Genomic DNA, 6479 nt, shown 5'->3' with positions numbered 1-6479 from the left:
TTTACTCCGCCGCGCTCAGCACAATGCCGGCGCTCCACTGGCTGGTTTTGTCACCGCCATGCACACTGATGTAGACAAGATCTCGTTCACCGGTTCAGTGGAGGTAGGCCGCAAAGTTCTGGAGCAGGCGGCACAAGATCTGCGTGGTGCAGTCCTCGAACTTGGTGGCAAATCGGCTGCGATTCTCCTTCCGGGAACGGATCTGCGTAAAAACGTACTCGCGCTGAACCTTCGCTATTCAAAAAATGCCGGACAGAGTTGCGGATCTCCAAGCCGGATTCTTGTTGAGGAATCCCGGCTTTCCGAGTTTGTAGCGGCGACGAGAGAGATTTATTCTCAAATTACGGTCGGCGACCCGCGCGACCCGCGGACCATGGTCGGGCCCGTGATATCGTCGAAAGCGCGTGACCATATCGAGCGGGCAATCGCGGGCGCGATCGATGAGGGCGGCTATATCATAGCGGGTGGTGGTCGTCCTGAAGGCAGCGCTGGCTGGTTTGTCAATCCCACCTTGATCGGTGGACTTGACAATTCCTCCACACTTGCTCGGACCGAGGTTTTCGGTCCGCTGTCCATGGTCATCACCTACCGTGACGTCGAAGAAGCCATCCAGATTGCCAATGACTCCGATCTCGGCCTGAAAGCCTATGTGTTCGGCCCGACCAGTGAGTGCCTCAGGATCGTTCCGCAATTGCGTGTAGGAACCATACAGATCAATGGCGGTAGCGCGCATCGCCCCGATGCCGCGCTGGTAGGATATAAGCACAGCGGGGTCGGATCCGAATGGGGAGAAGACGGGCTGCGAGAATTCCTGCGACCGCAGCATGTTGACTGTCCGCTTGGCTGACAGAGAAGGCATCAAGCATTTGAAGCCACATTGGCATGGTCAGTCCGGCTTCAGAAGCGGAAGGTTCGCATATGGCGCGTTGTCGCTGGCCGACGGCTCCCCTGGAAATTTTGTCAGATTCCCTGATTGCCATCCTGAACTCGAACACATACGGATTCAGTGTACATTTTGGATGTTGATGGGTTAAGTCATTGGCGTGACAGAAACAGCGAGAATAAGGCCTTGAGGCTCGGTCGAAGCGGGCATTCGACAAGTCAGGTCCTATTCTTTGAACAGGAATTTGAGAAGCGAAACGATGAGACTGACAAGAACGGCATCCTTGCGCGACCAGGTTAGCATGGCCGTCCTGGACCTGTTGCGAAGTGGAGAACTCGCTCAGGGCGCGCGCGTTACCGAAGAGGCGCTTGCTGAGCGCTTTGAAGTCTCACGCACCCCGATTCGGGAGGCGCTTGCCAGGCTCGCCCAACAGGGAATTCTGGAAAAGCGCAAGCAGGGCGGGTATTGCGTGCCCTCTCTTTCAGCCGAGGAAATATCGGACATTGTGGCCGTGCGGATGTTGCTAGAGCCCCCGGCCATCAGGGATATCACCAAAATCCTTTCCGACCGGGATTTGCGTGAGCTTGAGCTCTCGATTGCCGGGCAGATCGAGGCGGCGGCGAAGCAAAACGCAAAGAAATTCGATCTCCAGAATGATCGATTTCGAAAGGTCATTTTCGGATCGGTGCCTAACAAGGTTCTGAGAATGCAGATTGCGCAATTTGATGCTCATATCCATTTCATGCGGGCTATTGCACAGGTCGACACGCCTTCCTACGCACCCATGATGGGTCGCCAGAAGGCGCTCCTCGAAGCACTGAAAAAGCGCGATCCGGAGGAAGCCGAGCAGCGGTGGAAGGAATATCTCCATCATACGCGGGAATGGCTGTTCGCTGCTGTTGGCGGAGCTACCGCGAAACTTGCACGCAAGACTTCCCAGGCCGCTGTGTCCTAGGCCTGTGATGGAGTCGGCTTCCAACTATCTGCCCCCCGTGCCAATTACGGTTCTGACGGGTTTTCTCGGAAGCGGAAAAACGACGCTGCTGACGCGACTCATCCGCCAACCGGCGATGGCGCGCACTGTCGTTATCGTCAACGAGTTTGGTGAGGTCGGCCTTGACCATCACCTGGTGGCCGAAGCGTCCGGGAACACTGTCCTCTTGGATTCAGGCTGCGTATGTTGCACGATGCTTTCCGATCTTTCGGCGACGCTGCGGGATCTCCATCGCCGTCGTATGGTAGGTGAAATTCCTGACTTCGACCGGGTTGTGATCGAGACGACCGGATTGGCGGACCCCGGACCGATTCTGCACACGCTAATGACCGATCGCGTGATTCTGGGCTATTTCAAGCTCGATGGTGTCGTTACAACCGTCGATGCGGTGCATGGCCTCGGACAGCTCAATCGAAACACCGAGAGCATGACCCAGGTCGCTGTGGCTGATCGGATCGTCGTGACCAAAACGGACCTTGCGAGCAGCGCCAGCCTTTCCTTGCTGAAGAGCCGGCTGCGTGAAATGAACCCGGCTGCTTCTATCCAGGAGTCCGACAGCAGTGAAGTGACCGGGCTGCTGATGTTCGAAAGCGCAAATTACAGCCTTGACCCCGAACATCTCGACGTCGACCGGTGGCTAAAGGCCGAAGCCTATGATCATCGGGATAACCATGCGCATCATCCTGACCACCGCCACGATGACGATGACAACATCAGCAGCAGGCACCATGATGCGATCGATTCATTTTGTCTTACGTCAGAAAAGCCGGTCCGCTGGGGCGCGCTGGTTGGTTTCCTCGACGCGTTGACTCAACTCCGGGGAGCGGATTTGCTCCGGGTCAAAGGACTTGTGGACGTGGAGGAAAGTGATCTACCTGTCGTAATACAGGGGGTAGAGCATCTTTTTCATCCGCCCTCCCAGCTTCAGAGTTGGCCCGACTCGGACCGCCGTAGCCGCGTTGTCTTCATCACCAGAAATTTGACGCGGGAGCCAATTGAAGACCTGTTCCGGATTTGCGTTGCCGCAGTGGAGGCGAAGGAAGCCCCTCTTTGACAGGGAGCGAGCCTCCCGGCGTGCTACGCCGGGAAGGTCCGCCAGCCGCATATTTTCAACCCATAGCCTTCCAGCCCGATCAGCCTTTGCTGCGAATTGGAAAGGACGATCATCTGGCCGACCCCGAGGTCATGGAGTATCTGCGAGCCAAGGCCGACAAGACGACTCTGTTCGTCCGCCGATTCGTCTTCTTGCCCTTTGAGCAATCTTGAAACCGGGTCGGGGACTAGGTCGCGTAACATCAACAGCACCCCCGCACCTTCCGCCTCGACAGCCTTCATTGTTGCGGTGATGAAGCTGGCGCGCTCGCCCCAGCCTGCCAGCAGGTCGGCGGCGAAATCTATCCGGTGAACGCGAACCAGCGTCGGATGGTCCGGGCGGATGTCTCCCATGACCAAAGCAACATGCTCGATGCCGTCGAGGCGATTGCGAAACACCAACAATCGAAAACCTTCATGCGCAGCAAAAGGGGCTTCGTGAATGCGTTCGACATAACGGTCGTGCGCGCGGCGATAGGCAATGAGGTCGGCGATGGTCCCGATCTTCAGGCCATGGGATTGGGCGAAAGCCGCCAGTTCGGGAAGGCGAGCCATCGAACCATCGTCATTCATGATTTCGCAAATGACTGCTGACGGATTAAGTCCGGCCTGGCGGGAAATGTCCACGCTTGCTTCTGTGTGACCCGCGCGCACCAATACCCCGCCATTACGGGCGCCAAGCGGGAAGACGTGGCCGGGCGAAACGATGTCCTCGGCTCCTTTGCTCGAATCTATGGCCACAGCGATTGTTCGGGCTCGATCGGCGGCGGAGATGCCGGTTGTCACGCCGGTCTTTGCCTCGATCGACACGGTGAAAGCCGTCTGCATGCGTGTCTGATTGCGGCGGGTCATGGGTTCGAGTCCGAGCTGGTGGATGCGTTCTTCGCTTAGCGTCAGACAGATCAATCCTCGACCAAACCGGGCCATGAAGTTCACCTGCGCCGGCGTTGCGAACTGTGCTGGAATGACAAGGTCGCCTTCATTTTCGCGATCCTCCGCATCAACCAGAATGAATATGCGGCCCTCGCGCGCATCTTCGATTATCTCCTCGATCGGTGAAATCATTCATGTTTTCCTTATAAATTGAACAGGCCCAAGGCGTGAACCGCTGACTCTTCCGTATCGATGCTCACGGCCATCGGCCTTTCACACCCTCATTTTATCTGCTGGTCGCGCACTTGACACAATCAGGTGTGGCTACTAACATGCCAGCATACAGTCGCCACGATATGCTGATTCAGCTTCCCTACGCAAGTCTGAATTTGAGCGATGCGACGCTCGAGCCAGAGTTGGCCACGATGCGATGCTGGCGAAATGAGGGAAGGGAGTGCCGGCAGCCATCGACCATTTCTTATCTCACGCGTTGCCGGACGCGGACCGGCGCTTCATACATTACTGATAAAGGCATTGGATTATGGGAAATTTGACTGCGACTCCGCCTGCGTTGCGCGCTGAACTGGAAGACTGGTACGCCAACTATGCCGAGATTATCGACGACAAGCGGCCCAATGACTGGGTATCGTCATTTGCGGAAACCGGCGTCTATGCCGTCGGCACGCATAACAATGTCTCCACCACCGGAGCGTGGTGGTACACCGATCACGGAGTGGTGTACCTGAAAGAGCGCGCTGCCTATAACGGCGGATACTTCTGGCACACGCCTCAGCGGACGCTTCTAATGATCTCCAATATCCTCGCGCAAGAGGAGGCTGACGGAAAGGTGGTTTCGCGTGCGGCCTTTGCCATGTTCGCGGCTGACCGCCATCAGGCATCTCAGGTTCACGTGACCGGTCGCTATTCCGACGTGTTCGTCCGACAGGAAGGCAGGCTGGTGTTTGCCGAACATCGGGCTGTGATCGATGGCGAGACGGTTCCGGCGAATATGGGCGTGTTCCTTTGATCGACGGGCAAGCCGATCTTGTAGCACAGTGTTTGAATTCTGGAATTCGGAGAGAAAAATGACCGTTGAGGTTAAAGAATCGGATATCGAGGCTGGTGCCTTCATTGACCGCGACGTCTATCGCAATGAGGAAATCTTTCGCCTTGAGAAAGAGCGGATATTTTACAAGACATGGCACTTTGCGTGTCTCACGCATGAAGTGAAGAATTCCAGCGATTATTTCGCCATGTCGATCCTCGATCAGCCAATTCTCATCGTGCGCGGGTCGGATGGCGAACTGCGTGCCTTTTACAATGCCTGCACCCACCGCGGCGCCACATTGCAGACCGACAAGCGGTCCGGCAATTGCGGTCGGCGCTTTGTCTGCATGTACCATGCCTGGACTTTCAGCACGGAGGGAGCGTTGATCGGCGTACCCTACAAGGAGGGCTATGGCCCGTCGTTCAAGCGTGAAGATTATAATCTCAAGCCCGTGCATTGCGAGATTTACAACGATCTGGTGTTCGTGAGCGTCAATCCGGATGCGGTTCCTCTCAAGGAATATCTTGGCGAGATGGCACCTGTTCTCGATATGTACACCCAGGGCATCGAGGTCATTGCGCGCAACAGCTGGATATACAACGGCAATTGGAAGCTATGGCACGAAAATTTCCGCGACAACTACCATCCGCAATTCGCACACCGCGCGATCAATGACGCGGTTCCTCATTTTGCAGATCGTGGCGGCAATTGGGCGCTTGAGCCCGGCCATTCGCGGCTTCAATGGATTTGCGAGGAGCCGAACTTCAAGAATCTCACCAAGGTGATGAAGCGCATGAGTGGGGTCGCCTTTCCTGAAGGGGCAAAACCGATGATTGCGGGCGGCGAATATGAATATGCCGAGGCCCCGCAGGAAGTGCTCGCAATCTTTCCGAACATGGATATGCAGCCGGGTAGCCAAAGCGTCGATGGCACGAGCGGGAGGCGCGGATCACGCATGGGCCATATCCAGACGGTAACGCCGCTTGGCGTCGACAAAACCCGCGTGGACTACATCGCCTACACGTCGAACGAGGACGACCCAGATACCCGAAAAGCGATGCTCGAGGGGTTGGCGGAGAACCAGGGATCCTGGGGCAAGGTCAGCAATGACGATGTTGAGGCAGCCATTCGCTGCCAGGACGGGTTGCGGGGACTTGGGACCAGATACTCGCCGGTGCTGCGGGGGGTGAAGCCAAGTAAGGGCGGACTTACACCCGACGTCTGCTCGCGCGACGAATATTCGCTGCGGGAATTTTATCGCGTTTACTACCAATATCTTGAAGCAGAAGCATAAGGGCCGGCAATCGCCAGTTCTGTTTGAATGAGCGCGCGCCGGCTCGAGGCGGAGCCGGCGCGCAAATCCACTTCTTCTTCGGGCGCTTCGCAACGGTTCTCTGGGCATGAAGCATAAGCGGCACCACTGGACGCAAGTTTACGCATCAAGCCATGGTTCCGCTGTGGTGCCTGGTTGAAAGCGGAACTAAAATGTTACATAGGATCGGAACGAGCGTTGCTTGAAAGGCTTGGCCTGCTGCCGGTTTGGTGGACACCGAGATAAGGTGTTTTCACCTATCGGAGGTCCAAAATGC

At 56.5% G+C, this 6479-nt stretch carries 6 protein-coding genes; 5 read left to right on the top strand and 1 reads right to left on the bottom strand.

The genetic code is table 11. From position 1 onward, the window contains the following. From PYV00_RS16055 to PYV00_RS16045, 3 genes are all read left to right on the top strand, one after another. Positions 1-847 (top strand): aldehyde dehydrogenase family protein (locus PYV00_RS16055; RefSeq protein ID WP_275229317.1); only part of this gene is annotated, 847 nt, incomplete at its 5' end. A gap of 295 nt (positions 848-1142) precedes the next feature. Continuing rightward, positions 1143-1838, top strand: coding sequence for a GntR family transcriptional regulator (locus PYV00_RS16050; protein WP_275229316.1), 696 nt, complete (start codon positions 1143-1145; stop codon positions 1836-1838). A 7-nt stretch (positions 1839-1845) separates the two neighbouring features. Beyond that, complete coding sequence (locus tag PYV00_RS16045; protein ID WP_275229315.1) at positions 1846-2931, top strand: CobW family GTP-binding protein; 1086 nt, start codon at positions 1846-1848, stop codon at positions 2929-2931. Between the two features lie 23 nt (positions 2932-2954). On the opposite strand, the gene ribB is transcribed toward PYV00_RS16045, so the two are convergent. After that, positions 2955-4034, bottom strand: coding sequence for a 3,4-dihydroxy-2-butanone-4-phosphate synthase (gene ribB, locus PYV00_RS16040; RefSeq protein ID WP_275229314.1), 1080 nt, complete (start codon positions 4032-4034; stop codon positions 2955-2957). Positions 4035-4413: 379 nt separating this feature from the next. Between ribB and PYV00_RS16035 the strand changes: the two genes are divergently transcribed. Both PYV00_RS16035 and PYV00_RS16030 read left to right on the top strand, forming a co-directional pair. Next, positions 4414-4869 carry an aromatic-ring-hydroxylating dioxygenase subunit beta gene (locus PYV00_RS16035; protein WP_275229313.1) on the top strand — a complete coding sequence of 152 codons (456 nt, stop codon included), beginning with the start codon at positions 4414-4416 and terminating at the stop codon, positions 4867-4869. A gap of 58 nt (positions 4870-4927) precedes the next feature. Then, entirely contained in the window at positions 4928-6184 is a 1257-nt protein-coding gene (locus PYV00_RS16030) for an aromatic ring-hydroxylating oxygenase subunit alpha (RefSeq protein WP_275229312.1), read from the top strand. Positions 6185-6479: the final 295 nt, after the last annotated feature.

Origin of the sequence: Novosphingobium album (ex Liu et al. 2023) (assembly GCF_029076845.1) — a bacterium.
Taxonomy (GTDB): Bacteria; Pseudomonadota; Alphaproteobacteria; order Sphingomonadales; family Sphingomonadaceae; genus Novosphingobium.
Note: the sequence above shows the minus strand (reverse complement) of the source record. Positions and strands in the feature narration are given on the sequence as shown.